General features: G+C 61.6%; 26 protein-coding genes and 1 pseudogene. 14 read left to right on the forward strand and 13 right to left on the reverse strand.

Annotation, left to right across the window (positions count from 1 at the left end; all coding sequences use genetic code 11):
• Positions 1-1,287, reverse strand: a 1,287-nt coding sequence (locus E5W87_RS11805; RefSeq protein WP_292397234.1) for a hybrid sensor histidine kinase/response regulator, incomplete at its 3' end; no start/stop codon positions are given.
• Positions 1,288-1,296: 9 nt separating this feature from the next.
• Positions 1,297-2,427 (reverse strand): FIST signal transduction protein, encoded by a 1,131-nt coding sequence (locus tag E5W87_RS11810; RefSeq protein WP_292397237.1) that lies wholly within the window; start codon positions 2,425-2,427, stop codon positions 1,297-1,299.
• Between the two features lie 244 nt (positions 2,428-2,671).
• Here E5W87_RS11810 and E5W87_RS11815 point away from each other — a divergent pair.
• The 5 genes and pseudogenes from E5W87_RS11815 (at position 2,672) to E5W87_RS11835 (ending at position 8,369) form a co-directional block, all read left to right on the forward strand.
• A pseudogene (locus E5W87_RS11815) lies at positions 2,672-3,103 on the forward strand (nuclear transport factor 2 family protein).
• A gap of 260 nt (positions 3,104-3,363) precedes the next feature.
• The gene (locus tag E5W87_RS11820; RefSeq protein WP_292397239.1) at positions 3,364-3,858 is read left to right on the forward strand and encodes a (2Fe-2S)-binding protein; all 495 of its coding nucleotides are present in this window, start codon (positions 3,364-3,366) and stop codon (positions 3,856-3,858) included.
• 106 nt (positions 3,859-3,964) lie between these two features.
• Positions 3,965-6,313, forward strand: coding sequence for a xanthine dehydrogenase family protein molybdopterin-binding subunit (locus E5W87_RS11825; RefSeq protein WP_292397242.1), 2,349 nt, complete (start codon positions 3,965-3,967; stop codon positions 6,311-6,313).
• A 12-nt stretch (positions 6,314-6,325) separates the two neighbouring features.
• Positions 6,326-7,123, forward strand: coding sequence for a xanthine dehydrogenase family protein subunit M (locus E5W87_RS11830; protein ID WP_292397244.1), 798 nt, complete (start codon positions 6,326-6,328; stop codon positions 7,121-7,123).
• A gap of 229 nt (positions 7,124-7,352) precedes the next feature.
• Positions 7,353-8,369, forward strand: coding sequence for an acyltransferase (locus E5W87_RS11835; RefSeq protein WP_292397247.1), 1,017 nt, complete (start codon positions 7,353-7,355; stop codon positions 8,367-8,369).
• A gap of 10 nt (positions 8,370-8,379) precedes the next feature.
• Here the strand turns inward: E5W87_RS11835 and E5W87_RS11840 are convergent, their stop codons facing one another.
• Together E5W87_RS11840 and E5W87_RS11845 are read right to left on the reverse strand one after the other, a co-directional pair.
• Positions 8,380-8,889 carry a GNAT family N-acetyltransferase gene (locus E5W87_RS11840; RefSeq protein WP_292397249.1) on the reverse strand — a complete coding sequence of 170 codons (510 nt, stop codon included), beginning with the start codon at positions 8,887-8,889 and terminating at the stop codon, positions 8,380-8,382.
• Positions 8,886-9,650 (reverse strand): copper homeostasis protein CutC, encoded by a 765-nt coding sequence (locus E5W87_RS11845; protein ID WP_292397252.1) that lies wholly within the window; start codon positions 9,648-9,650, stop codon positions 8,886-8,888. Before E5W87_RS11845 ends, E5W87_RS11840 begins: the two co-directional genes overlap by 4 nt.
• A 245-nt stretch (positions 9,651-9,895) precedes the next feature.
• Between E5W87_RS11845 and E5W87_RS11850 the strand changes: the two genes are divergently transcribed.
• Positions 9,896-10,351, forward strand: a complete 456-nt coding sequence (locus E5W87_RS11850; protein ID WP_292397255.1) for a carboxymuconolactone decarboxylase family protein — start codon at positions 9,896-9,898, stop codon at positions 10,349-10,351.
• Between the two features lie 49 nt (positions 10,352-10,400).
• Here the strand turns inward: E5W87_RS11850 and E5W87_RS11855 are convergent, their stop codons facing one another.
• Complete coding sequence (locus E5W87_RS11855) at positions 10,401-11,309, reverse strand: LysR family transcriptional regulator (RefSeq protein ID WP_292397258.1); 909 nt, start codon at positions 11,307-11,309, stop codon at positions 10,401-10,403.
• Positions 11,310-11,410: 101 nt separating this feature from the next.
• Here E5W87_RS11855 and E5W87_RS11860 point away from each other — a divergent pair, with 101 nt between their 5' ends.
• From E5W87_RS11860 to E5W87_RS11870, 3 genes are read left to right on the forward strand one after another with little or no spacing between them, the layout of a single operon-like run.
• Positions 11,411-11,917: a nuclear transport factor 2 family protein gene (locus E5W87_RS11860; RefSeq protein ID WP_292397260.1), complete on the forward strand. Its 507-nt coding sequence runs from the start codon at positions 11,411-11,413 to the stop codon at positions 11,915-11,917.
• A gap of 55 nt (positions 11,918-11,972) precedes the next feature.
• Positions 11,973-12,953: a CocE/NonD family hydrolase gene (locus E5W87_RS11865; RefSeq protein WP_292397263.1), complete on the forward strand. Its 981-nt coding sequence runs from the start codon at positions 11,973-11,975 to the stop codon at positions 12,951-12,953.
• Positions 12,950-13,507 (forward strand): nuclear transport factor 2 family protein, encoded by a 558-nt coding sequence (locus tag E5W87_RS11870; RefSeq protein WP_292397266.1) that lies wholly within the window; start codon positions 12,950-12,952, stop codon positions 13,505-13,507. The genes E5W87_RS11865 and E5W87_RS11870 overlap by 4 nt, the downstream gene beginning before the upstream one ends.
• A 31-nt stretch (positions 13,508-13,538) precedes the next feature.
• Here E5W87_RS11870 and E5W87_RS11875 read toward each other — a convergent pair whose 3' ends face one another.
• Both E5W87_RS11875 and E5W87_RS11880 read right to left on the reverse strand, forming a co-directional pair.
• On the reverse strand, positions 13,539-13,970 hold the full coding sequence (locus tag E5W87_RS11875) for a cupin domain-containing protein (protein WP_292397268.1): 432 nt from the start codon (positions 13,968-13,970) through the stop codon (positions 13,539-13,541).
• Between the two features lie 70 nt (positions 13,971-14,040).
• Complete coding sequence (locus E5W87_RS11880; RefSeq protein WP_292397270.1) at positions 14,041-14,859, reverse strand: AraC family transcriptional regulator; 819 nt, start codon at positions 14,857-14,859, stop codon at positions 14,041-14,043.
• A 107-nt stretch (positions 14,860-14,966) separates the two neighbouring features.
• Between E5W87_RS11880 and E5W87_RS11885 the strand changes: the two genes are divergently transcribed.
• Entirely contained in the window at positions 14,967-16,139 is a 1,173-nt protein-coding gene (locus E5W87_RS11885; protein WP_292397272.1) for an amidohydrolase, read from the forward strand.
• A gap of 81 nt (positions 16,140-16,220) precedes the next feature.
• Here the strand turns inward: E5W87_RS11885 and E5W87_RS11890 are convergent, their stop codons facing one another.
• Positions 16,221-16,655 carry a hypothetical protein gene (locus E5W87_RS11890; protein ID WP_292397275.1) on the reverse strand — a complete coding sequence of 145 codons (435 nt, stop codon included), beginning with the start codon at positions 16,653-16,655 and terminating at the stop codon, positions 16,221-16,223.
• Between the two features lie 72 nt (positions 16,656-16,727).
• Positions 16,728-17,027, reverse strand: coding sequence for a DUF1236 domain-containing protein (locus tag E5W87_RS11895; protein ID WP_095485521.1), 300 nt, complete (start codon positions 17,025-17,027; stop codon positions 16,728-16,730).
• Between the two features lie 322 nt (positions 17,028-17,349).
• On the opposite strand from E5W87_RS11895, the gene E5W87_RS11900 reads away from it, so the two are divergent.
• From E5W87_RS11900 to E5W87_RS11910, 3 genes are all read left to right on the forward strand, one after another.
• Positions 17,350-17,541 carry a DUF3606 domain-containing protein gene (locus tag E5W87_RS11900; RefSeq protein ID WP_292397278.1) on the forward strand — a complete coding sequence of 64 codons (192 nt, stop codon included), beginning with the start codon at positions 17,350-17,352 and terminating at the stop codon, positions 17,539-17,541.
• A gap of 303 nt (positions 17,542-17,844) precedes the next feature.
• Positions 17,845-19,254 carry a sensor histidine kinase gene (locus tag E5W87_RS11905; RefSeq protein WP_292397296.1) on the forward strand — a complete coding sequence of 470 codons (1,410 nt, stop codon included), beginning with the start codon at positions 17,845-17,847 and terminating at the stop codon, positions 19,252-19,254.
• Positions 19,254-19,928 carry a response regulator transcription factor gene (locus E5W87_RS11910; RefSeq protein WP_292397299.1) on the forward strand — a complete coding sequence of 225 codons (675 nt, stop codon included), beginning with the start codon at positions 19,254-19,256 and terminating at the stop codon, positions 19,926-19,928. The genes E5W87_RS11905 and E5W87_RS11910 overlap by 1 nt, the downstream gene beginning before the upstream one ends.
• A 33-nt stretch (positions 19,929-19,961) precedes the next feature.
• On the opposite strand, the gene E5W87_RS11915 is transcribed toward E5W87_RS11910, so the two are convergent.
• A complete protein-coding gene (locus E5W87_RS11915) occupies positions 19,962-20,534 on the reverse strand; it encodes a hypothetical protein (RefSeq protein WP_292397282.1) in 573 nt (190 codons plus the stop codon).
• 676 nt (positions 20,535-21,210) lie between these two features.
• The gene (locus tag E5W87_RS11920) at positions 21,211-21,930 is read right to left on the reverse strand and encodes a DUF1236 domain-containing protein (protein ID WP_292397285.1); all 720 of its coding nucleotides are present in this window, start codon (positions 21,928-21,930) and stop codon (positions 21,211-21,213) included.
• 1,008 nt (positions 21,931-22,938) lie between these two features.
• Here E5W87_RS11920 and E5W87_RS11925 point away from each other — a divergent pair.
• Entirely contained in the window at positions 22,939-23,394 is a 456-nt protein-coding gene (locus E5W87_RS11925) for a BA14K family protein (RefSeq protein WP_292397287.1), read from the forward strand.
• A gap of 314 nt (positions 23,395-23,708) precedes the next feature.
• On the opposite strand, the gene E5W87_RS11930 is transcribed toward E5W87_RS11925, so the two are convergent.
• Positions 23,709-24,503: an SDR family NAD(P)-dependent oxidoreductase gene (locus E5W87_RS11930; protein ID WP_292397290.1), complete on the reverse strand. Its 795-nt coding sequence runs from the start codon at positions 24,501-24,503 to the stop codon at positions 23,709-23,711.
• Positions 24,504-24,545: 42 nt separating this feature from the next.
• A complete protein-coding gene (locus E5W87_RS11935; RefSeq protein WP_292397293.1) occupies positions 24,546-25,109 on the reverse strand; it encodes an SRPBCC domain-containing protein in 564 nt (187 codons plus the stop codon).
• Positions 25,110-25,140: the final 31 nt, after the last annotated feature.

The following is a 25,140-nucleotide window of genomic DNA, read 5'->3' on the forward strand; positions in this document are numbered from 1 at the left end:
GCGCATCAGCTCGATGCCGGCCGCGCGGGCGGCTTTGGCAATTTTTTCCGAACCGTCGGCGGTGACGATCAGCGCCGGCACGGCGCGACCGAGGTAATCGCGGACCTCGGCGATGGTCGTGGTGCCGAGATCGCCGCCGTCGAGATGCTGGTCGGCTATGACGATGTCCGGCACCCAGTCCGTATCGCCAAGCATGTCGAGCGCATCACCGGTCGAGGTGGCGGGGCGCACCAGGCATTGCCAGCGCTCGAGCAGGGACGTCATCGCCTGCAGCACCTCGATGTCGTTCTCGACCAGCAGCACCTTGGTGCCGAACAGACCGTAGCCGCGCGGCCTCTCCATGTCGGCGGTGCTCGCAATGGCATCGACGCTGGCGCCGATCCCGACCGGAACGTCGATATGGAAAATCGTGCCATGTCCGACCTTCGACGAAAACGTCACGGGATGGCCGAGTGCGGCGGCGATGCGGCGCACGATGGCCAGGCCCAATCCCAGCCCACCGCCGGCAAGCCCGGCATCGATCGGGATCGTGCCGCGGTGGAATTCCTCGAACACGGCCTCGCGCTGGTCGTCGGGAATACCGCAGCCGGTATCGGCGACATCGATGCGGATCGTGTCGCCGCGATGCCTGGTGCCGACCAGCACGCCGCCGGAGCGGGTGTAGCGCAGCGCGTTGGAAAGAATGTTCTGCAGGATGCGGCGCAGCAAGGTGCGGTCCGAACGCACGACGGCGTTGACCGGCCGGAACTTTAGCGTCAGGCTCTTCATTTCGGCGACCGGCAGGAAATCCGAGCGCAGCGACGAAAACAGCATCTCCAGGCTGACGTCGCCGATATCGGGCTGCACCACGCCGGCGTCGAGCTTGGAAATGTCGAGCAGGGTGCGGAGCAGATCCTCCATCGTCTCCAGCGACCGCTCGACCTGCCGAACCAGTTTCTTGCCTTCATCGCTGGTCTGCACTTCGGCCAGCGCCGAGACGGAGAGATGGGCAGCGTTTAGTGGCTGCAGCACGTCGTGGCTGGCGGCGGCCAGGAACCTGGTCTTGGACAGGTTTGCCAGCTCGGCGTTTTCCTTGGCCGCGCTCAAATCGATGTTGGATTGTTCCAATCTACGCAGTGTCGAGTGCAGTTCCTCGGTGCGCGTACGCACTCGATTTTCGAGCGAAATCGCGGTCTGGAACAGCGAGAACGCGTTGCCCTGCTGTTCCATCGACCGCTCGACGCGGCTGACAAGGGCTGCGTTGATCTTCTTCAGCTTCTCCAGGTCGTTGATGTTCCTGAGCGGCATAAGAACCTCCTACTCCGCCGCCTGCCGCTCTCCGAAAGCGATGCCGGTGAAAGTCTGGTTCAGATGCATCGACCGGTACTGTTCGCCATAGGTGCCGAAGCCGATGACATTGTTGACTTTGTAGAGTTCCGAAATCTCTCGAAAGACCTGGCGGTTGCGCGCGTCGAGCCTGCGCAGCACGCAGTCGAAACCGAGAATCATGTCGATGCCGCCAAGCCTTTCCTCGACATCCCTAAGGGCGGCACGTGTCGATTCAACCATGTTCTTGGGCTGGGCGATGGAAAGGACAACGCCATCGTCGATGGCGCAGAAGAACGACAGCGAGCCGTCCGCATGCATCTTCTGGATCGAGCGGCAGTAGAATTCGCCGCCCACTTTCACCACCACCGGATGCGAGGCGAAACTCAGCGGCGTCAGCATCTGCGGGATGACGCCGACCGAGGCGGCATATTCCTCGGCGGCGTTGGTGGCATTGAATTCGCGCACGGTGCGGTGATCGGGATCGGACGCGGTCACCACCAGCTTCTCGTCGGTGGGGACGAAATTGTCGGTCTTGAACACGTGGAAAGGAATTTCCGTGGTGATCAGCACGATGATGGCGCTGTCGGAGGTAACTTTGCCGTTCGAGATCAGCCGCGTCGTTTCGAATTTCAGATCATCGCCGGCCGACCCGCCGATTAGTGGAATGTCGTCGAGCCCCCAATGGATGGCGGAGGTCACCGCCTCTTCGGCAAAGGACAGCCCGTCGATGAAGCAGAGCGCGAAGGTGGTGTCGGCTCGCTCGTGCCCGACGCGCCCGCGTAGCGAACGCCTCAGCGCCTCGACTTCGCCGGTGATCCCGTCCATGCCCGATGAGGACAGATTTTCGACCATGGTGCTGGCTGCCGAAAACGATGCGGAGGGGAGCAACATGGCCAGGACCTGGCCGTCCTCCAGGCCCTTAGGCGTAATCTCGCCGGCCGTCGAGCAGCCGGCATAGTGGAGCGCCGGCGCTTGGGCTTTCAGCGCTTCCGAAAGGGCGACTGCCTCAACGAGGCTCTGCGAGAAAAACAGCAGGGCGAACCCGGCGTCGATGGCCGCGGCTTCCGCTGCCACCGCCCGGGCGAACGCATCCGCGTCGGGTTCGTCGGTAGTGAGCACCGATAGGCCGCATGCATAGCGCGTCCGTGAACTGGCCAGCGGCTTCGTCCTCCATTCCTCCGACGCGCTTTTTGTGCGCGTCTGGCGCGCCGGCGTCGAGGGTATTGTTGTCTTCAAGTGCCACTTTGGCAATGAGCCAACATGACGGATTTGCATTTTCTGCTATTTTTGACGGCGTCAGCGCTCAGGAACTTCAAATCCAAAACCACACTGGCCAGAACTACACGGGAAGGGAGCGTGATCCATGGAAGCGCAGATCAGGAAGCTGTTCGAAAGGTATGAGCAGCTTTTCCAGAAATCCCTCGCCGGCGATGCCGACATGGACGAAGTCACATCGGTCTATGCCTCCGCCTTCATCGCGGCGTCGCCTGCCGGCGTCATGGTCGGCAAGAACGACGACCAGTTCAAGCAGGTTATGGAGCAAGGCTATGCTCACTATCGAGCGATCGGCACGAAGGAAATGCGAATACGGGATGTTCGTATCTCGCCGATAGACGAGCATCATTGCGTTGCCCACGTCGCCTGGACGTCGATCTATGCCCGAAAAGACCGACCGGACGTCACGATAGACTTCGACGTCCACTACCTCGTGTAGAAGCTGGACGGAGAGCCCAAAGTATTTGGGTGGGTGTCAGGCGACGAGCGGGAGGTTCTCAGAAAACACGGCATCGGCTGAATCGGCTTGGCCAGCCCCAGGCCGCTGATTGCCGAAGGCCGGCATCGCACAGCGATCGTGTGTCGCTTCGTTGCGCCATTTCCTGTCTTTGCGTGACCGAAAGTACAATAGGCGGATTTTCGGACGAACTGCATTCTCGCAATCTCGGCATTCCGCGGCACTTTTTCCCCGTGCTTTATGCGGTATAAGAATAGCGGACAGATGGAGGGCTCGGGCAACACCGACGCCAGAACGACCAAGGTAGCACCCAGGGAGGTTTCATGTCGGACGTATCGTTTACGGTCAACGGAAGGCGAGTCAGCGGCGCTGCCGAAGACCGTACGCTTCTGGTTCATTTCTTGAGGGAGAATCTCGGCCTGACCGGGACGCATGTCGGCTGCGACACCTCGCAATGCGGCGCCTGTGTGATCCATGTCGATGGCAAGGCGGTAAAATCATGCACGATGCTTGCGGTGCAAGCCTCCGGGTCGACCGTCGTGACGATCGAAGGCTTGGCGGACGGCGCCGACCTGCATCCGGTGCAGGCGGCGTTCAAGGAGCATCATGGGCTGCAGTGCGGTTTCTGCACGCCGGGCATGATCATGGCGGCGACCGACATGATCAACCGTCACCCCGAAGGCCTCGACGAGGCCACGGTGCGCACCGAGCTCGAAGGCAACATCTGCCGCTGCACCGGCTACCACAACATCGTGAAGGCGATCCTCGCCGCATCGGAGACGATGTCCTCGAAGGGCAAGGCCAAGCAAGCAGCATAAGGGCAGTAAGGGAGTAGGGCAGTAAGGCAGTAGGGAAATTGGCTCAAATCCTTACTCCCCTACTGCCCTACTCACCTACTTCAGCAATTCGGGAGGAATTTCTGCGATGGGCATTGAAGGTGTTGGCGCTCGTGTAGCGCGCAAGGAAGACAGGCGGTTCATTACCGGCGCCGGGCGCTATGTCGACGACATGGTGGTTCCCGGCATGAAGCATGCGGCCTTCGTGCGCAGCCCGTACGCGCATGCGCAGATCAAGAAGATCGATGTCAAAAAGGCGAAAGGCATGCCGGGCGTCATCGGCGTGCTGACTGGCAAGGAGCTCAAGGCCGACGGCATCGGCAATCTCATCTGCGGGTGGATGATCCATTCCAAGGACGGCTCGCCGATGAAGATGGGGGCTTGGTCGCCGCTGGCCTTCGACAGGGTCCGCTACGTCGGTGACGCGGTGGTCGTCGTGGTCGCCGAAACCAAGGGCCAGGCGCGCGACGCGGCCGAAGCGGTCGACATCACCTATAAGGAATTGAAGGCAGTCGTCGATGCTCCGAAGGCGCTCGAAAGGAGCGCACCACAGATCCATCCGGAAGCCGACGGTAACCTGATTTTCGACTGGGAGCTCGGCGACAGCACCGCGACCAATGCGGCGATCAAGGCCGCTGCCCACGTCACCCGCATGAAGATCGTCAACAACCGGCTGGTGCCCAACGCCATGGAGCCGCGCGCTGCACTAGGCTACTACGACAAGGCCGAGGACCACTATACGTGCTGGACGACCTCGCAGAATCCGCATCTCGCGCGCCTGGTGATGAGCGCCTTCTACAATGTCGCGCCGGAAAACAAGCTGCGCGTCATCGCGCCGGATGTCGGCGGCGGCTTCGGCTCGAAGATCTACATCTATCCGGAAGAAATCATCTGCCTGTGGGCCTCGAAGAAGACCGGCGTGCCGGTCAAATGGGTGGCTGACCGCACCGAGAGCTTTCTCACCGATGCCCATGGCCGCGACCATGTCTCGACAGTGGAAATGGCCTTCGACAAGGACAACAGGATCACCGGGCTGAAGGTCGACACCATCGCCAATCTCGGTGCCTACATGTCGCTATTCTCGTCTTGTGTGCCGACCTATCTCTACGCGACGCTGTTGTCGGGCCAGTACGATATCCCGGCGATCCACGCCAATGTGCGCGCCGTCTATACCAACACCGCACCGGTCGACGCCTATCGCGGGGCAGGGCGGCCGGAAGCAACCTATCTGCTCGAACGCACCATGGAGACCGCCGCACGCGAGTTGGGCGTGTCGCCGGCAGAGCTTCGCCGAAAGAACTTCATCACCTCGTTCCCGCACCAGACGCCGGTCATCATGAACTATGATGCCGGCGACTATGCCGCTTCGCTCGACGCTGCGATGGCGGCTGCCGACTATGGCGGCTTTGCCAAGCGCAAGGCGGACGCCGTCAAGAGAGGCAAGCTGCGCGGCATCGGCTTGAGCAATTATATCGAGGCTTGCGGCCTGGCGCCGTCGGCGGCGGTCGGCAGTCTTGGCGCCGGCATCGGCTTGTGGGAATCGGCCGAGGTGCGCGTCAACGCCGTCGGCACCATCGAGGTGCTGACCGGCTCGCACAGCCACGGCCAGGGCCATGAGACGACCTTCGCGCAGCTGGTCAGCCAGCGCTTTGGCGTGCCGATAGACAGCGTCTCGATCGTCCATGGCGATACCGACAAGGTGCAGATGGGCATGGGAAGCTACGGTTCGCGCTCGGGCGCCGTCGGCATGTCGGCCGTCGCCAAGGCGCTCGATAAGGTCGAGGCCAAGGCCAAGAAGATCGCCGCGCATCTGCTCGAGGCCGACGAGGGCGACATCGTCATCGAAAACGGCGCGTTGAAGGTCACCGGCACCGATAAGAGCGTGCCGTGGTTCCAGATGGCGCTTGCTGCCTACACGGCCCACAACCTGCCAGGCGGCATGGAGCCGGGGCTGAAGGAGACCTCATTCTACGATCCGTCGAACTTCACCTTCCCGGCCGGCTGCTATGTCTGCGAGGTGGAGATCGATCCGGAGACCGGCGTCACCGAGATCGTCCAGTTCGTCGCCGCCGACGATTTCGGCAACATCATCAACCCGATGATCGTCGAAGGCCAGGTGCATGGCGGCGTCGCCCAAGGCATCGGCCAGGCCTTGCTGGAAGGCACTCGCTACGACGCCAGCGGGCAGCTTTTGACGGCGAGCTATATGGACTACACCATGCCGCGCGCCGACGATCTGCCGTCGTTCAAGGTCTCGACCTCGAACACGCCGTGCCCGAGCAATCCGCTCGGCATCAAGGGCTGCGGCGAGGCCGGCGCCATCGGCTCACCGCCGGCGGTGATCAACGCCATCACCGACGCCATCGGCATCACCGATATCGCCATGCCGGCATCGCCGTCCACGGTCTGGGCAGCGATCCGGGCGACGAAACACTGAGGAGGAACAATCATGTATTCGGTCAACTATCACCGCGCCGCCTCCGTCGCCGATGCCGCCAAGCTGCTCAAGAGCGGCGATGCAAAGCTCTTGTCGGGCGGCATGACGCGGATCCCCGCCATGAAGACGCGGCTTGCCGCGCCTTCCGACTTGGTCGACCTGTCGCGGATCAAGGAACTGCAAGGCGTCAAGGTGTCGGGCAAGACCGTCACTATCGGCGCCGGCACCACGCATCATGATGTCGCCAGCGACGAGAAGCTGAAGAAGGCCTGTCCGGCGCTCGCCCATACCGCGTCCCGGATCGGCGACCCGGCGGTGCGCTACAAGGGCACGATCGGTGGCTCGATCGCCAACAACGATCCGGCGGCCGACTATCCGGCAGCACTTCTTGCGCTCGACGCCACCATCGTCACCAACAAGCGCGAGATCGCGGCCGGCAAGTTCTTCACGGGCCTGTTCGAGACGGCGCTGAAAGACGGCGAGATCATCACTGCCGTGACCTTCACCGCGCCGGCCAAGGCGGCCTATGAGAAGTTTCGCAATCCCGCCTCGCGCTATGCGATCGTCGGGGTGTTCGTGGCCAAGGGCAAGGACGGCGTCAGGGTCGCCGTCACCGGGGCCGGCGACGACGGCGTCTTCCGTTCGAAGGAAATCGAGGCGGCGCTGACCAAGAGTTTCACGGCAGCCGCGCTCGACGGCATGAAGATTTCGGCGAAAAATTTGATGAGCGACATCCACGCCTCGGCCGATTATCGCGCCAATCTGATTGCGGTGATGGCCAAGCGCGCTGTGGCTGCCGCCAACGCCTGAATCTGCCGATTGCCGGTCTTGGGATTGCGAGCTTTGAGGAAGGGGCCTTCGCGGCCCCTTTTTCGTCGCTCTCAGGTCTGATTGCCGGATATGCGAGAGTGTTGCTATCTCGCACTTGCACAACATTCTATTGCACTGCAATATGCCTGGAGGAAATGCGAGCCGGGGCTCGGAGCGCACGGTCACAGCCTGAAGCCCTTTCGCATCGTTCAAATGCGAAGGGACCGGCATGACGGATATCTCCGCGACGCAACTTGTCGTGTCCCGGTCCGCCGCCGACACATCGTCGAGAACAAGGCTGGCCTATCTCGATGGATGGCGCGGCCTGTCGATCGCACTGGTGCTGATCGGGCACTTCTTTCCCGTTCCCGGAATCAACCTCGGTGTCATGGGCGTCGAGTTCTTCTTCGTGCTCAGCGGCCGGCTCATGGCCGAGATTCTCTTTGTCGAACGCTATCCGCTCAAGGCATTCTTCAAACGCCGGTTCTCCCGCATCTATCCGGCGCTGCTGGTTTTCGTCGTCGCTTCGATGGTTGCCTTGTCCGGCACGTTTGTCGCCTTCAAATGGAAAGCGGCGCTGACGGCGCTGACATTCACATACAACTATGCCGGAATTCTCGTCAGCCGCGCCGGCGCGCTCGACCATATCTGGTCGCTGTGCGTCGAAGAACACGCCTATGTCATCCTGGCGCTGATCAGCTTTGTCGTCTCGGGGCGTGCCCGCGTCGTCATGCTGCTCGGCGCGCTGTCGGTGCTGGCCATGGCGAATGGCGCGATTTCGTACTGGGTCTTCGGAATGGACTACGAGACCACCTATTGGCGAACCGACGTGCACATCGCCTCGATCCTGCTGTCCGCGGTGATATGCCTGCTCAAGGCCGACGACAGGCTGCCGGCCCTGTTCAAGGGGCCGCATGTCGCGGTTGCGGCGTCCGTTGGGGCGGTTCTTCTGTTCATGGATTCGGTGCCGACGCCAATCCACTATCTGATCGCGGTGCCGCTGTTGGCGCTCGCCGTCAATTCACTCGACTTCAGTTACCTGACCGGATTCTTGTCCGCCTGGCCGATGGCTACGCTGGGGCTGTGGTCGTATTCGCTCTATCTGTGGCAGCAGCCGTTCTACAAATTCGTCTATTCGCAGGGAAGTGCGCCGCTGCTGATGCTGGCCGCGGCGTTCGCTTGCGCTTGGTGCAGCTATTACATCGTCGAAAAGCCGGCCCGCGCCTGGCTGAACCGCAACTGGTAGAGTTGTCGCCTCAGCCGGTGATCTGCCTGGTATAGTAGCGCACCGCCTTCTTGCCGCCGTGGATCACCGCGTCGCCGACCTCGACAAAGCCGAGCGCGGCGTGAAAGGCATCCGAAGCCGGGTTGGGCGGGTCGGCATTCACCTCGCAAGTGACGATGGTCTGGCCGGCACGCGAAACATGGTCGAATAGATCCTCATAGAGCCTGCGGGCATGGCCGCGGCCACGCGCTTCTCCCGCGACGACGACACGGTCGACATAGACGAAGCGCTGGTAGCGCTCGCGGAACCACAGGAAGTTCGGGCTGTCGTAGCTTGCGCCCTGGTCGAAGGTCATGATGAAGGCTTCGAGCGCACCGATGCGGCGCGCATAAAATGCTTCGCCGAGCAGGAAGGACAGGCGTTCTGGCTCAAGCCACGACAGTTCGGCCGCGTGCTCGTTGTTGAGGGCGAGGGCGGCGGGCTCGTCCTGCGGCGACACTTTTTCGATCGGCAAGCGTGCTTGCGTCACGTTCGGGATCATGCTCTCGCCGCCGCAATCGTCGCCGCCACCAGCGCCTCGTCGGTCATGGTGTTGCGGTACTCGCGGTCGAGATCGGTGCCGCCCATCCCAACCTGGGGATTGCGGTAGCGCATGGCGCTCGGCACGTCCTTGAGTGCGGCGAAGTGCATTTCAGTCAGTCCGGTTCTTTCCAGCACCTCGGCGATGTTCGTGGGATCGAGCCCGCCGCAGCCGAGAATGATGATGCGCTTGCCGGCCTGCCGGACGAGGTCCGCCAGCAGGGCCATGCCTTCCAATGCGGTGTCGCGCTGGCCGCTGGTCAGCACGCGGCCGACCTTGCTGCGGATCAGCGCCTCCAGCGCCTCGGCTGGGTCGCGCGTCATGTCGAAGGCACGGTGGCAGGTGACGTTCAAGGGCCCTGCCGCCTGTACCAGTTCGCTCATGCGCTTTTCGTCGATGGTGCCGTCGGCGCTCAGGCAGCCGACGACGACACCGGCTACGCCAAGCTCGCGCAGCGCGCTGATATCGGCGAGCATCGAACCGTATTCAGCGTCGCTGTAGAGAAAATCGCCGCCGCGCGGCCGCACGATGACGTGGAACGGGATCGTCGCCATCTCGAGCGCGGCGCGCGCCGTGCCAACACTCGGCGTGATGCCGCCCTCGACGAGGCTGGCGCAGAGCTCGACCCGGTCGGCGCCTGCGGCCTGCGCGGCGAGCAGGCCGTCGATGCCGTCGACGCAGATTTCGATCAGCGGCAGGCGAGGGCGTTCAGGGTGGGTCACAGGGCATCCATTGGCGAATTAGAGTTGATCATGCCCTAGCATCGGGCTCCTTGTAGCGAAAGCCGGAACTATTGGCTCAACGCGCTGCAGGTCGTTGCCGCGCTTGCTGCCAATTCCTCACTTGACACATTCATAACTGGTGAGTTATGCGTAAATTCATAACCAATCAGTTATTGTTTTGCATAGACGGCCCGACATCCGGCTCGGCAGAACGCACCCGCACAACACGTCTGAAGGAGACCACCATGCAAGCAAGACTGAAAAACCCTGTGCTTCTCATTCCCGGCGCCCTGCAGGCGCTGCTCGCGCTGGACAAGTCGACGGAAACGGCTGACCTGCCCTATGTGACGCGCAAGCTCGTGCATTTGCGCGCCAGCCAGATCAACGGATGCAGCGTTTGTATCGACATGCATGCGCGCGAATTGAAGAAGGCAGGCGAAAAGGACGAGCGCATCTTCAACGTGTCCGCCTGGCGGGAGACGCCTTACTTCACCGACGCCGAACGCGCAGCTCTTGCGCTTGCCGAGGCAACAACCCGGCTTTGCGACCGGCCGGACGCGGTGCCGGACGCGATCTGGGACGAGGCCGCCCGGCACTATGACGAGAAGGCCCTTGCCACCCTGGTCGTCCAGATTGCCCTGATCAACGCCTTCAATCGCCTCAACGCCGCCACCAGGCAGATGGTCGGCGCCTGGGGGTGAGCCGGACCGGCTCGCCGATATGCGCCGCGGCTGGTTTCGCGGCGGTGCATCAGATCCGCAAATTGTGCGCGTTCGCGCGCACGAAGTCGATGAAGGCCCGCAGCTTCGGCGGGACGAGGCGGCGACTGGGATAATAGAAGTGGAGCGGTTCGTAGGTGGGACAGAAAGGTTCCAGCACCTTGACCAGCGCGCCTGAGGCGAGAAGCGGCGCGGCGAGGCCTTCGACGGCGAAGGCAAGGCCAAGCCCTTGCGCGGCGGCGGTGATGCAGAGCGGCAGTGTGTTCACGACCAGACGTGCGTCCGGGGTGAACTCGACCTGGCGTCCATCGACGACGAACTCCCAGGGCGAGATGGCGCGGGTGCGGGTGAAGGCGAAGGCAATACAGCGGTGGGCAGCGAGGTCGGCGGGCCGCTTCGGCGTGCCGTTCCTCGCCAAATAATCCGGGCTCCCCAACACGACCGTCTGCAGCGGCCCGCCCAGACGCGCACCGATCATATCTTTCTCGAGAAGCTCACCGATCCGCAGACCGGCATCGAAGCCCTGAGCGGCGATATCGACGAAATTGTCATCGAAGATCAGGCTAAGCCGCACGTCCGGGTAAGCGTCCATGAACGGCCCCATCAGCGGCTCGATCAGCAGCGGCGCGGCGATCCACGGCAGGCTCAGGCGCAGCGTGCCGGCGGGGCGATCACGGGTCTCGCGCAGCGCCGCGCCTGCTGCCCAGATCTCTTCAGCCGCCGGGCGCACGTGATCGAGATAGTGGGCGCCGGCTTCGGTCAAGCCAACGCTGCGGGTCGTGCGGTTGAGGAGCCGCACCCCCAGACGCTCCTCGATCCCCTTGACGGCTTCGCTCAACGAGGCCGGAGTGACGCCGAGTTCGGCGGCAGCGCGTGTGAAGCTCTTGGCCTCCGCGACCTTCACGAAGGCGACAATCCCGCTGAACTGGTCGAGGCGCATTGTGAGGAAATTCCAAATAGCCTTGTCGAACTATACGGATTTTTCCGGCGAACAAAAAGCTTCATGTTGGGTCCGACGAAACAGGCAAGGAGACAGAACCGATGACCAGGCTCGCTTCGTTCGCCGCCGGCGCTTTCCTGGTGGTGTCTGCCGCCCCCGCGAGCGGCGGTCCGCAGGAAGACCGCAACATCCAGCTCATCAAGGACTTTTACGCAGCTTACGCGACCGGGAATCCCGAGGAGGCGGTCCGGCCCTTCCTCGCGCCCGACATCGTGTGGCGCATTCCCGGCCATCATCCGCTCGCCGGCGACAAGCGCGGACCGGAGGAGGTGGTCGCCTTTTTCCGCGGCTTGGCCGACGGCAAGTTCAAGGCTGAGCCGATCTTCTTCCAGGCGCAGGGCGACCTCGTCGTCGACATCCATCGCGGCTGGTCGAACGTCGGCTCAGGTCCCGAGGTCGACCAGCTCTACACCCTGATGTTTCGCATCAAGGACGGCAAGATCGCTGAAGCACAGAATTTTTTGACCGACATGTACCAGTCGGACGCCTTCTACTGGGCGCATTACCCGCTGAAACCACTGCCCGGCCGACTGGCGGATGACCGCTAAGACGGCGACGTTCCGTCGCGCTGCGCTTCTCGCCCCAAGCCAAAGGAGACTTGCGATGCTGAAAACCCTGACACTAACCGTGGCAACCGCCGTCGTGCTCGCCTCCACTGCCGTCGCCGCACCGCGCGTCGAGCGCGTCACCTTCGCCTCGCATGGCGAGCAGATCGTCGGAGACCTCTATCTGCCCGAGGATCTGGACGCGGCGAAACCTCGGCCCGCGCTGGTCGTGACCGGCGCCTGGATGACGGTGAAGGAACAGATGCCGTCCCGCTACGCCCGCGAGATGGCCGACCGCGGCTTCGTCGCCTTGACCTTCGATTTTCGCGGTTGGGGCGAAAGCGGCGGCGCACGTCGCCAATACGAGGATCCCAGCGCCAAGATCGCCGATATCGAAGCGGCGGTCGCCTATCTCGCGACTCGGCCCGAGATCGGCAAGGACCGCATCGGCGGGCTCGGCATTTGCGCCAGCTCCGGCTATATGGTCACTGCCGCCGCCAAAGATGCCGCGATCAAGTCGGTCGCCTTGGTCGCGCCCTGGCTGCACGATGCCGAGGTAGTCGAGCAGACCTATGGCGGCAAGGACGGCGTCGACAGGCTTGAAGCCGCGGGCGATGCGGCAGAGGCCGCGTATCGCAGCACCGGCAACCAGGCCTTCCTGCCCGCCGCCAGCCTGACCGACGATCGCGCGATCATGTTCAAGGTGCCCTACTACACCGAGGCCGATCGCGGTATGATCCCAGCCTGGCGTAACGAGGCCGATCCGGCCTTTTGGCGCGGCTGGCTGACATTCGACGCGACCCAGGCTGCTCCGCGTCTGCATCAGCCCTTTCTGATGGTGCATAGCGAGGCGGCTGCCATCCCGCAGGGCGCGCACAAATTCTACGCGCGGCTGACCGGGCCGAAGCAGCAGCTGTGGCTCGACAACGTCACCCAGTTCGATTTCTACGACCGCGCCGCGCCGGTGAAGGCCGCGAGCGACGCCGTCGCCGCGCATTTCCGCGCCACGCTGGGCAATGCAGGGGAGGCGGGACAATGAGCCCCGTCACCCGCCGGCACGTCGTCCTGGCCTCGACAGTTTTCGCCGCGACGCTTGCTGCCACCTCTGCGTCGGCCTTGAGCGCCTCGGGAGCTGCGCTGACGGTCGAAGATAGGACCGCCATTGCCGAGGCAGTGGCGGGGATCGGCCTCTATGCCGATCTGCGCGAATGGAACCGGGTCAAGTCCTATTTCGCGGCCCGCGTCGCGACCGACTATACGAGCCTTTTCGGCGGCGAGGTCGTGACCAGCGACCGCGACGCCCTGATCGCTCAGTGGCAAGGTCTGCTGCCGGGCTTCGACGCCACCCAGCACCTCATCACCAACATCGTTGTCGAAGGCGCGGGCAACGATGCGATTGCGCGCAGCCATGTCCGCGCGACCCACTGGATCGACACCCGGTTCTGGACGATCGGCGCCAGCTATCTCCACCGGCTGGTGCGGACACCAGAAGGCTGGCGCGTCAGCGCCATTTCCATCCATCGCTTGTACGAAGAGGGCGACCGCGCCGTTCTGGCCGCCGCCGCGGACCGGGTGAATGCAGAGGCTAAGTGAGCAGCCGGCTGATAGCCACCACTGTTGCCAGCTACTGGCGCAACACCGTGTTTTTGGTGCCTTCTTCGACCTGATCTATGACCAGCAGCTTGACCGCATCGGCACCGACATTGGTGGACTGATGCCACTGCCCGATCATTTCGATGATGAAATCGCCTGACTTGTATGTGGTGCTCTTGCCGGTTTCGACATTGGTGACCTGAAGCGTTCCACCTTGGACATAGGCATAGCGGGGAAACGGGTGCTTGTGGACCGGCAAGGTCGCGCCCGGCGCGATCTCAAAGGACGAAACCAGGACCTGCACGTTTTTCTGCGGCAACGTGATCGGCTGGCCGGATGCGGTTTCCGTGCGTGATGCAAGTGGAGACACGACAACCGGCGTCCCGCTGCTGTCCAGCGCCTGAGCGGCATTCGCAAACAGCAGCGCGAGCAGCAGCGTCGTCGACACCAGGATTTTTCGCATGATTCCCCCCAAGCCCAGCTTCACCATCGCGCAGCAAATATCCGCGCGCAAGCGTCTCCTTTCGGGAGGCTTAGCCACCTCTCCTGAACATGCCTGGCGTCATGCCATGCGCAGCCCGGAAGGTGCGGGAAAGATGGCTCTGGTCGGCGAAACCTGCCGCAATGGCGGCGTCGGCGAGGCCGAGCCCCTGTTCGATCAAGGAGCTGGCGCGACGCCGTCTCCGGTCGCGGATATAGGCTGCGGGCGTCAGGCCGATCGCCTTCTTGAAATCCCGGATGACCTGGAACCGGGTGACGTGCGCGGCGTCGGCAAGCCGCTGCAAGTCGAGTTGCGAGCCAAGTTCACTTTCGACAAGGTCCTCGTAGAGCGAGAACCTCTGCCGCGATCCCGAGCTTTCGACCTCCTCGACCCATCCGCCCCAATCGCCATGGCGAACAATGAGGTGCCTCAAGGCGACGAGCATCGACGCCTCGGCCTGCGTCGCGTCCTGGGACGTCGAGCCTTCATGCGCCGTCGCCAACGCTGTGGCGAGACCGCTGTCCTCGATGACCGCATGCGAGAAGACCGGAGTGCCATCCCCGCCCAACTCGCGGGCGATCGCCGTCATCAGCGGCACCGAGGGATAAAAGGTCCGGTAGGCCCAACCTTCATCGGCGCCTTGTTCGCCGTCATGCCACTCCTCGGGATTGACGACGGCAACGGTGCCTGTCGGAGCGACAACGGTGTGGCGTCCGATGCGGATGCGTTCGCAGCCGGCCGTGATCAGCGCGATCACATAGGTCGGATGCGTGTGCAGCTCATAGCGGTGCTGCGTAAAGCGCGCTTTGAACAGGCCAAGGTCAGGAAAACAGGGATGGCGCCAGTATGTCCTGGTCTCTGTCGCGTCCACGTCTTTCGTCCCTGCTGCGGTCAATCTGGTTCAAGACGCCTCTTGTGCGACCTTCTAATCGTGATCTCGGACCAAACCGCCCTTTGCCGGTGCGGAAGGAGAGCATCATGCTGCATAATGACCCCATCGCCGCTCTGACACCAGACGTCGTAGCTTGGCGTCACCACATCCATTCCAATCCCGAACTCGGATTCAAGGAGCACGAAACCGCACGCTTCGTCACTGAGAAACTGCGATCCTTCGGCTTCGATGAGGTTCATGAGGGGATTGGCGGCACCGGGGTTGTCGGCGTCCTGCGCTGCGGCACGGACACACGCGCCATCGGTCTTCGCGCCGAGCTGGACGCGCTTCCGGTCTTGGAGAAAACCGGCTTGCCCTATGCCTCCAGGAATGCGGGCGTGATGCACGCCTGCGGCCATGATGGACACACCGCCATGCTGCTCGGCGCCGCCAGACTGCTCAGCCAATCCCGTGCCTTCGACGGCACCGTCTATTTCATCTTTCAACCAGCCGAGGAAAACGAAGGCGGCAGCATGCGCATGATCGAAGACGGCATGTTCAAGCGTTTCCCGGTCGAGGCGATCTATGCCGTCCACAACTGGCCGGGCGTCAAGCTAGGCACGATCGCGGCTCGCGTCGGAGCGCAGATGGCAGCCGTCGACAATTTCGAGCTGACTTTCGAAGGTCTTGGCGCACATGCCGCCATGCCACAGCTTGGCGACGACCCGATCCTGGCCGCGGGCGCGTTTGTCCAGGCCGTTCAGCGCATCGTCAGCCGCTCAGTCGACCCGCAAAGCGCGCTGGTCGTCAGTCTCACGCAGATCCATGGCGGCAATGTCGCCAACATCGTGCCGGGCAGGGTCTGGCTGCAAGGCACTTGCCGGTTTTTCGAACCCGATCATTCCGATTGCTGCGAGAAGCTGATCGGCGAGATCGCCCGGGGCATTGCCGCGGCCCATTCGGTCACGGCCACGCTCGATTACAAGAAGGGCTATCCGCCGCTCATCAACGCCGCTCACGCAACAGCCCGCGCCGTCGAGGCGGCCGCCGCAACAGTCGGGAGGGAGAACGTCTCGACCGAGTTTAGCCCGAGCCTGGGCTGCGAGGATTTCGCCTTCATGATCCGCGAGGCCGGCGGCTGCTACGCATGGATCGGCGCCGGCGATGTCGGCCCCGGCGAGGGCCTGCACGGCGATCGCTATGTCTTCAACGACGAAATCGTGCCGACTGTGATGCGCTATTACGTCAATCTGGTTGAGCAAACGCTTGCCGTCTCGTGAACCGTCAGAGGGAAACTGATGGTCCAGCGAGAAGTGCCGATCTGAACGCGCTTCGTCGTCTGCGCGCCAACCCGACGTATCTCACCCGGCCGTGGCCACGAGTTGCTCTACGGGAACGGGACTTCCGAGCGCCGCCTGCGCCATATCGGCCTGGTTCTCGTCGACATGCGCCATCACCAGAATGACCCCTTGAACAAGATTGGGCTCGCCCGGCTTTTTGGCGAGTGTCTGGAGAAGCCCACCAGCAAAGCCGCCGCAGGCTCCACCGATGAGAGTCAGGCCAGCCGCCGCTCCGACAGGATCGATGCCGGTGGTTCCAAAAGTCCCAAGGCCGATTAACAGGCCAACTGCCGCGCCGAGGGCGGCACCGCCCGGACCGCGCAGGACAGCGCCGATTTCGTCGTCGTAGGGTCCGATGACGCTGATCTGTTCGTGAGAAACTCCTGCCGCCTGAAGCGCGGCAACGGCACGCGATGCCTGGTCGCGGGAATCGAAGAGTCTGCTGATTGTTCTCATTTGACGCTGCCCATACAATAGTCGCCCGCCGCTCGTCTCGAAGCGGCGGGCGTCTCCTCCCTCTCGTTCAGGTCACTGAATGATTTTGACGATCTTGCGTGTGCCTGGATCAACGACAACGGTCCGATTGTCCACGACAACGTACCGATATTCGACGTCGGGGACTTCATGAAGCTCGACCGTATCGGGCAGCGTTGAGCCGATATTGAGCTCGACTCCAGGGAGTTCCACCGATGCGAGCGGCTGCTTTTCCACATATTCTCTAATGACGGTCTCCTGCTCAGGCGCGATGATCACGTCCTGAGCGGCAGCGGTGCCGACACCTGCCAGTAGCAGAAATCCCGCGGCTGCAGTGGAAAGACGCATTTTCATGGTTGCCTCCTTATGTGAGCTCTCTTGGCATCATTCTTCGCGCTAGACTCCCTCAAACATGAGACCGCTGCAAACGTTCCTTGGCTGGGCTTCGGTCCGATCCATGAGGCCTTGCGGTTGGACTTAAGTCTGACCTGCTGCGCGCAATGGGGCCGGACGTCGAGCCGTCCGGAACCGCGACTGCTCGCACTCGTTCGCCGCCAGTTAACGGGAGGATCTCGTGGAGAGGAGTGTCCACCACTCTCACTCTGCAACCTGCTTCCTGACCGACATTCAGCCCAGTGTTGGGCGGACCCGCGTTAAACTCGCAAGGAGAAAGGAAATGGCCGACGAGAAAAACAACCGAGACTTTCTCGACCGCAAGCGCCTGTCGGTCGATGAGTACTACGAGGTGGAACATTTCGCGCGAGAAAATGGCGTTTCGCCCAGCCAGGTCAGTAGGCTGATCAAAAAGAACGGTAACGATCGGATGACCCTTACTCAAGCGGTGAGAGAATTGCGCGCCCAGAAGTGAAAAATACGCCGCGCCTTCCGCCGCGATTGGCGATCAGGCGTTGCACGATCTGTGCCGGGGAGATCGAAAGCATCGGAGCTGGCGCCTCATGGCTTTGCTGCCTCGCTCAACGAGGGCAGCGGAGCTTATGCGAAAAAACCGCCGGGTGTGGTTTCCGTCCAGTCCGTAGAGCCCTAAGTTCCCCAGGGATTGATCAGTTGCAGATCAAAGATGGCGTCGCTTAGCGTCGTTCGACAACAGATTGGCCGGTTCTCTCGAATCGCGCCGCTGGCGCGACGCGCCGCCGACCGGGCCGTTGGGGATATGGCGCCATACAGAGCGACAAGACTGATCGATCGATGGAACGCACTGTCGCTGGCCACTCAGTTTCTGCTCGCGGGCGGACTATTCTCGCTGTCGGCGATGATTGTGGTGGGAATTTCCGTGACAAGCCAGATAGAAGCCGCGGTCACCCGAAACTCGGCTTCCGCGACAGCTCTTTACGTCGACAGCGTTATCGCGCCGCTGCTCCCCGACATGCGCAGGAGCGAAGTGCTGGAGGAGAGCGTTGCTCATGCGCTGGATGAGACGCTGGGGCAGGGTGCGCTCGGCAAAAGGCTCCAATCCTTCAAGCTCTGGCGCCGCGACGGGACCATCCTCTATTCGACCAACAAAGATTTGGTCGGGAAGCGTTTTCCACCCAGCGACAATCTCCGGGCCGCATTCGCGGGCGACATGGTCGCTGAATTCGACAAGCTCGATGACGCGGACAGCCAGGCTGAGCGAGACAGCGGCTTGCATCTTCTTGAGATCTACAATCCTGTGCTTCAGCCGTGGTCGGGCGAAGTCGTCGCTGTTTTGGAATTCTACGAGATCGCCACCGATTTTGAAACGAACCTCCGGCAGGCACTCGTCCGAACCTGGCTCGATGTCGCTGCCGTCACCGCTGTTTTCTTCCTCGGGCTTTCTGCGATCGTTTTTCGTGGCAGCCGCACGATTCGTTCCCAGAGCCGGTCATTGAAGCAACGCATTGCCGAACTTTCCGATCTGCTTGCTCAAAACCGGATGTTGAGATTGCGGGTGCAGCGTGCTTCGCAGCGCGCCACGGCGCTTAACGAACGTTATCTCAGGCGGATCGGCGCGGACCTGCACGACGGGCCGGCGCAACTGGTTGCCCTCGCTGCCCTGGGAATCGACAGTCCGGTGCTTGCCGATCCTGCCACGCCGGCTGCGACGCGTGCACGGGAATTGCGGGCCGTCAAAGCCAATTTGGACGACGCGATGCGAGAGATCAGGAATGTCAGCAAGGGCCTTGTGCTGCCGCATGTCGAGAATGCCGAGTTGACGGAAATCCTCGAGCTTGCCGTGCGAGCGCACGAAGAGCGGACCGGCGTCAAAGTGATGCTGTCCATGACCGGAGGGCACACACCCTTGTCGCCATCGGCCAAGATCTGCATCTTTCGCTTCATCCAGGAGGCGCTGAACAACGGCTTCCGCCACGCCGGGGGTGCCGGTCAATCGGTCGCGAAACATTTCGACGGGGAGCGCGTTTGTATCGAGGTTTCCGATACCGGCCCAGGTTTCGACCCGAAGATCGTCCACCCTGAAGGGCTGGGGCTCGTCGGATTGCGTGAGCGGGTAGAAAGCCTCGGCGGCCAGTTTGCCGTAACATCTTCACAAAATGGCACGATGGTGAAAATGGTTCTCAATACAGTTGAAATGGGACAGGCATGATGCCAGCAGCCATAAAACTCGCCGTCATCGACGACCATCCGCTGTTCAGGGAAGGCGTCGTGCGCACTCTCGAGCAGATCGGCGGGTTCGAGATCATTGCCCAAGGCAGCAGCAGAGACGACGCTTTGCGGATATCGGAAGACCAGCAGCTCGATATTCTCCTGATGGACATCTCGGTGCCTGGAGGGGGCCTCAGCGCGATCGAACCGGCCCTGGAGCGGCACCCGGATCTGAAAATCGTGATGCTGACCGTTTCGGAGGAAAACCAGGACGTCGTGGCCGCCTTGCAGAGCGGGGCGAGAGGCTATGTCCTGAAGGGGGTCGGGTCGAGGACCCTGGCCGCCATATTGCGCACGGTGGCGTTGGGCGAACGGTATGTTTGCCCGCAATTGTCGGCACGTGTACTGGTCGACTTGTCTACCCGATCAACCACGACTGCGAAAGCTGACGTGCTGGCCGAACTCACCAGTCGCGAAAGAGAGATCCTGACGTTCGTTGCCGCGGGATTGAGCAACAAGCGGATCGGTCTTCAGCTGAACCTGCACGAGAAAACCATAAAGCATCACATGACGCGAATTCTCGCCAAGCTCAATGTGAGCAACCGGACCGAAGCCGCGATGACATTGCGCGACGCGACCGAGCGTCAGCATTCGCCTGTTCGCCATTCTGCCTGAAGCAATGGGGCCTTGCGGCCCATGAACTGGTCATCACTCGATCATGGCGAGCAGTCTTGCCCGATCGGAGTTCGTTGCCTGTCGCCGAATGATGGTGCGGCCCATGGCATCCCGCATTTCATAATGGCGACCGTCGATGCGTTCGCTGAGCCCGTTGGAATGCACCACGCCGACGCTTGGCCCGTGCACTTCGATCCGGTCTCCAGTGGCCGCGTTGATATATAGTTTTGGCTTGTTGTCAGGGTTTACCGCAGCGACCGGATTTTCAGGTGGGTTGTCTTTCGGTGATTTTGATTTGCCCTTGCCCGCGTTGCTGTTGGAGTTCGAATTCCCGGTGTTTCCAGCGTTCCCAGAATTTCCAGCGTTTCCCGCGTTTCCAGAATTCCCAGCATTTCCAGAGTTTCCGGCGTTTCCAGAATTTCCGGAATTCCCGTTGCCACCATTCTGTGCCCAGGCGGACTGCGGGCTGAGCGTCAGGGATAGGCCGTCTTGTGCCACACGGTAGGGGCTCACGACGAGAATCAAGGTCGATGCAGTGAGGCAAATGGCGACGCGAAGCCTTCGTCGCCGCACGGCAGGCGTCATCAATAAACTTGCCAATGTCACGTTAGAAATCCTCTAACCGTTACGTCTGCGCTGCATTATGCCTGCTGTTTTCGAGCCAATCCTCTGTGCGTTGCACCGACTTATCACGCTTTCGCCATCATAAGGCTGTGTCAAGACCCACCGGTCTCAGGGGAGAAACCGGTGGGTCTCGCTAGCGCAGGAAGGGACTCATTACTGCGCAAGTGTGTCGCCTTCACCGATCGGGTCCCATCAGCCGATAATAAGCCCGACGGCCGCGACCCCGAACACCAAGCCAAATACCGGAAGAAGCAGCCAACGTGCCTGCCGAATGCTGTGGTCCACGGCAGCCTCCTGTCACGGGGTCGGCATCGCAACGACGCCTGCAGGAACTAGGTTCCTGAAACTCCCCCATTGGGGCTTTTGCGATAGCAGTACCGGACCAAAGCACTGCCTGCGCCAGCCCATGGTCGGCCAGCGGGCAGACTGAAGTCCTGCCTGGGAGATGAAGGCCATCGAGGGGTGATCGATGAGGGTTTCGGCTGGAAGGGTCGCCCTCGACACGCAAAATGCCCTGCCAGCTTGAATAGCGGGGTGTACTGGCGACCTAAATGGCTGTCGCCGTCCGATGAATGGAGACTGCCCCTCCAACTTCAAACGATGAATGGTGAAGGGGCCGCCGCGGTTGCGGCGAGCCCCCTCACGCCCGACAAGGACGTTAGGTCAGAATAAGGACGATCTTGAGCGTATCCGGGTCGACGATAACAATGCGGCCATCAGCCAACACAAAATACTCGTAGGATTCGTATGCCGGGACGATCTTGACAATTCGCGGTGGCAGACGATGCAGTCTGACCTTCTGCCGGGGAACCTCGATGCCCACGGAGATGTCAAAATCGACGTCGGAAACCGGTTCGACCTTCTCCTCCTTCAGGACCTGGGTGATTTCCGTTTTCTGTTCAACGGTCACATTTTCGATCGAGCCGGTCGAAGTCTCATCCTGCTGAGTGGAGGTCTTGCCCTGGGTTTGCTGCTCAGTGGTGGTACCGGCCTCGCCCTGGGACTGCTGCTCGGTCTGGATCTTGGCCTTGTCCTGCGCCTGTTGATCGGTCGTGGTGCCGGCCTCGCCCTGGGTCTGCTGCTCGGTCTGGACCTTGTCCTTGTCCTGCGTCTGCTGCTCGGTTGTAGTGCCGGCCTTGCCCTGAGCCTGCTCATCGGTCTGCATCTTCGCCTTGCCTTGAGCCTGCTCCTCGGTGGCGGTACCGGTCTCGCCCTGGGTCTGTTTACCCGTCGTCGAACCGCTAGGGCAATCGGCCGAGCCGGGTGCGCAACTGGTGCCGGCGCCCGATTGGCTTTCGGCCGGCTGCTGTTCCTGAGCGAGTGCTGCCCCACAGCCAACGCCGATGGCCAGCATACTGGTGATCAGAACTTTTTTCATGAGATAATCTCCTTCGAAAAGTCTGTCCCTTCAGGGGGAAAAACCACCTCTAGAAAGTTTTGTTCCAGGCGAATTGACCGGGCGGGGCACTGTACGCGTTCGTCTGGAGGAATTTCCACAGCGCCAACCTCCGAACATGAGCCTGCGGTTTTTTCCTTTGAGGATGGAACACTGTCCTGCGACGAAAGTTTAAACGCCAGCAGCATCGTATTGTCCCCTCATACAAATGCTGCGAGATCGGTGGCCCCGATCAGCCCGCGTCCTCTCCCGGAGGGCGCGGGCTTTCTGCTGTTGTCAGGGCCGTTACGGCGCCCGAGCTTGCCAGCGCGCTTATGATGGCCAAGGTCCCATTTCAGTCGCACGCGAAAGCTTTCGCAGGCTTCGCGAGATCGACCAAAATCATTGAGGACATCTCTATGCCCTTGGTGACGGCACCGAAACCGGTCCCGGTGGCGTGACGACGAAGAACCTAGTGAAAGATGGCCGGCGCCGCAGGGGGCGGGGAAGGTGGGGTTGCCTAGGTTGGCGCCGGCCAAGCGGCGTTGGGGTTCGCCACGAAAAAATAGTAGCAAAAATCGCCGGATTGATTATGGCGCGATCGCGGAAGTTCGCCGGGTCTAAACATAGCAGGCGCACCTCGATGCTTCTGATACCGTCCCGCGGTGGGCGAGATACATCAGGGCTCCGGCTTTGTACATCAGGCGCAGAACGCCCGTGCTGCTCCAATATGCCGCGATGTTTGCGGATGACTGTCCGGTGAGTCGTGGCCGGTCTCAGACAGGTCGACTGCTGACGAACTGGCCACTCGGCTGTAATGCCGGACGACATTCGTGTTTTACGACGGCTACAGTAGAATGGATTAAATCGCGGTTGACCATACTTCGCCACTTTATCAAGACTAGACCGGTTTCACGGTTTTTGTCTTTGATAAACGGCGGCGAAATAGTAAGGTGGCCCGTAACATTCGCTTTAGGGAACTGAGCCTCAACTTTCGTTCAAGGAGAGATCATGAACAAGATCATGTCGGGTTTGCTGGCGGCCGCGTTATCGGTATCGTTCGCGGCCACCATAGCAGTGCCTGCTGATGCAGCTCAGGTATTTCTGCCGCAAGCGCCGTCCGTTTCGACCGATGTGCAGACGGTTGACCATAATCCGTGGGGGAAGCGCCACAACCGCAAAAACCGCAGATTTTCGCGCCATGACGGCTCCCACTGGAACGGCCATCGCGGCTATCGCGAGTACCGTCGCGGCCATCGCCGTCATGGCGATTATTGGTTCCCGCTGGCTGCCTTCGCGACCGGCGCGGTGATCGGCAGTGCGATCATCAACAACAACCAGAACCGTATTAATCGAGGCGACTCCCATGTGGAGTGGTGCTACGACCGGTACCGGAGTTATCGCGCTTCAGACAATACGTTCCAGCCCAACTACGGACCTCGGCAGCAGTGCAATTCGCCCTACTGATTTGGCGAGCTGAGATATTGACAAAGCCCGTGCCGGCGATGGCGCGGGCTTTTGATGTTGACTGACCGCATCTCCGGACCCCGCTTCGGCGGGGTTTTTCAGGTCGGGCAAGCGGGGAATAAATTAGGAAGGAATGATGCCGGGCGCCATTTCCCAGGGGCTTCAATAGGGGGCACGATCACGTGTCAGGGAGGTCCTCTCCAACGAGCGGTGATCGCAGGAAGGGGGGTGACGAGGCCACCCGAGGCGAGTGCCGCCGTGCAAGAAAATTGTTGAAGCGCGTGGCGACCCAATGTGTGCGACCATAGCGCCACCTAGACGATTGACCGAAGGACGCCGCCGTCGACGCGCAGACCAGCGCCACTTGTCGCCGAAGCTTGCTCCGAACAGATATAGACGACCATGTTTGCTACTTCTTCGGTCGTCGCGAATCGATTGATAAGCGTTGTCGGGCGCATCGTCTTCAAGAACACTTGCTCCGCTTCCTCTTGGCCGATGCCTTGCGAGTGCGCCAACTCATTCATCATGTTGGACAGGATTTCGGACCTCGTCGGGCCGGGAAGGACCGCGTTAACCGTCACGCCCGTTCCGGCGACCGCTTCCGCGAGCCCCCTCGAAATGGCGAGTTGCGCGGTCTTGGTCATGCCGTAGTCAATCATCTCTTTGGGGACGTTGAGGGCGGACTCGCTGCTGATGAATACGACACGTCCCCAACCCCGCGCCGTCATCTTCGGCACATAGTGGCGTGCGGCGCGAACGCCGCTCATGACGTTGAGCTGGAAAAGGCTTAGCCAGTCGTCATCAGCAAGATCGAAGAAGGGCTTGGGGCGCGCTGTACCCACATTATTGACGAGGATATCCGCATCGGGCGCCTGCGCGAATAAGGCCCTGGCACCTTCGGCTGTTTCCAGGTCAGCGGCGACGCCCGTCAGATCAGACTTTGGGAAAAGCTCACGAATCTCGCGAAGCGCTGCGGCGACACGTTCCTCGCCGCGGCCGTTGATCACGACCGAAGCGCCTGCGCGCGCCAGCCCTTCCGCAATGGCGCGACCAATGCCGGCCGTAGAGCCGGTTACAATGGCCTTGCGGCCCTCGAGGTCAATATTCATGAGGCTATTCCTTCAATTTCGGACTGCGACAGTCACGGCTGTTTATTTGATGTGTGAGGCACTGCGTTCGGCTGCGACCTTGGCGAGATCCTCAAGGAGCTTCTCGTGTGTGCGCCAAAAACCGTCGGGAGCCTGCTTGGCCAACTCGATCCAGAACGGGCCCTGCATCGTCTCCTCGGTCCAAAGGTGGCATCCATTTGCCGTGGGTGCGATGATCCAGGCGTGATAGGCTTTGGATGCCTCGGCGACCTTGGGGTAGCCGCCCCACGCGATGCGCGTCATAGGCTCGAATTCCTGCACCGACGCGAAGACGTCTTGGCTGGCCAAATTGGTTTCGAACCGCGTGCCAAGGCGAAGCGATTCGTGCCCGTCAAGCAACTGGACGTGTTCGACGCCCGGGTAAAAACGAGGCCAGGCTTCGGGATCCACGAGCAACGACCAGATCGTTTCGGGAGAGGCCGCAACCTCAAGCTCGTTGGTGAAATGGATCGGGGAGCGACTGGGCGTCATTTCCGCCGGCCATTTGATTGTCTCGTACATGTTGTTCTCCGTATTGGGACTAAAAACGAAAAAAGCGCCGCACCTGCGCGCGAAGTGGTCGGCCAACACCAGCGGCGGCCCCTGAGTGCCTGCGGCC

This window comes from Mesorhizobium sp. (assembly GCF_004962925.1).
Taxonomy (GTDB): Bacteria; Pseudomonadota; Alphaproteobacteria; order Rhizobiales; family Rhizobiaceae; genus Mesorhizobium.